Source organism: Acetobacter thailandicus, assembly GCF_011516655.1.
In the GTDB taxonomy this organism is placed as follows: Bacteria; Pseudomonadota; Alphaproteobacteria; order Acetobacterales; family Acetobacteraceae; genus Acetobacter; species Acetobacter thailandicus.
This window is the reverse complement of record NZ_WOSV01000035.1, coordinates 1-1526: the sequence shown is the minus strand read 5'-3', so window position 1 is coordinate 1526 and position 1526 is coordinate 1. Positions and strand designations below refer to the sequence as shown.

Below are 1526 nucleotides of genomic sequence, written 5' to 3'. Positions count from 1 at the left end.
TCTGGTATTATTTTCCCAAGGGGTCTGGATATGCGTATCCAGGAGCAGATCAGGACAATAAGCGTGATCAACAGTATTATCGGACAAAAAGCCTCCTCTCTGTTTCATGCGACAAAGCGTATGGGCTGTTATGGTGTTGCTGGTGCCCTGTGGCCTGGCATGGTTTTTGCGGCAATACCCGAACAGGTTGCTGAAAAACCCGCACATGAAGCCCCTGTTCTTCCTAAAGGAGCTGAAAAGGTCGGTAATTTTTATTTTGTGAATGGTAACCGGCATTATTACGATGCCGCACATGCCCCCACACAGCCCACAGTGCCGCGCTTTGTGCCCTCGACCAACGGTGTGGGTGGTGCTGTTGCGCCTAACGGTAAGGGTGCCCACTCAACTGCAACACAGCCTTATCTGTTCTCGCTGCATTATAAACCGATTGAGGATGCGGGGAAGTTTCTGGCCAGTCAGGGTGTTTATTTCACAGGCTTTAACGTGGGCCAGTATAACGGTTATGCCGGTGGCGGGTATAAAAAGGGCTCGGCCTATACCAACTGGGCCCTGTTTGGTGTGAACCTGGATATGAACCGTATCGCCGGGGTTAAGGGTGCACAGATGCACATTATCCTCAACGATGTGGCCGGGCAGGGGCGCAGCTGGGACTATAGTGCGTCAGACTGGTCATGGCTGAGCACCTGGGGCAGCCATGATGGCGTTATGGTCAGAGAAATGACCTGGGATCAGGAGCTGTTTAATAAGCATCTGTATATTCTTGCCGGCCGGGCCAACCCCAAAGGGGGTGAGTTTGAGGGGTCAGAACTTTACTGTATGTTCGCAACCTTCCTGTGCTCTTCGCCCACAACGCTGACAATTGATGGCTCGTCGCCTTCCTTTACCTCTGCCACATGGGCGGCACGTATTCTGGTTAAACCAACCGCCTCGACCTATATTAAAGGCGGTGTGTATGAGGTTGAACCCTGGCTGAAGCAGAGCAACCATAATGGCTGGCCTGGTGAGGACTGGGGCTTTGGTAAATCGACCGGTGCGTTTATTCCGGTTGAGGCAGGGTATCATACTGACTTTACGACTGATAAATACCCGCGCTCTTATGCGCTGGGCTTTACGTATGACACGTCGCCTTATGATGACCCGCTTTATAACACTCAGCATCAGATCTATGCGACGGCTGGCGGCACACCGCTGGAGAAGCGTGGCCGCAGCACGATTTATCTGCAGGCCCAGCAGATGATCTGGAAGCCTGATGCAAATGGCACACGTGGGCTGATAGCCTTTGGTGCAGCCAACTTCCTGACATCGGGTGATGGCACGGCGAAAGACGGTTTTGTCGGCGGGTTGTTTGACTGGGGTCCGTTCAGTTCGCGTCCGAGCGATTATGCCGGTGTTGTTGTGCAGAGCTTTTTATGGAACCACAAAGTGACCCGCTCAATGAATGCCTCGCTGCAGTCGCAGGGTTATAACAGCAAGTGGCCTGATTCTGAGACGATGCTTGAGGCGCTGTATGGTTTTAACCTGGCGCC

General features: G+C 52.9%; 1 protein-coding gene. It reads left to right on the top strand.

Annotated features, from left to right (window positions below; translation table 11 throughout):
- Positions 1–30: 30 nt before the first annotated feature.
- A partial coding sequence (locus tag GOB58_RS12850; protein ID WP_242005362.1) for a carbohydrate porin occupies positions 31–1526 on the top strand: 1496 nt, incomplete at its 3' end.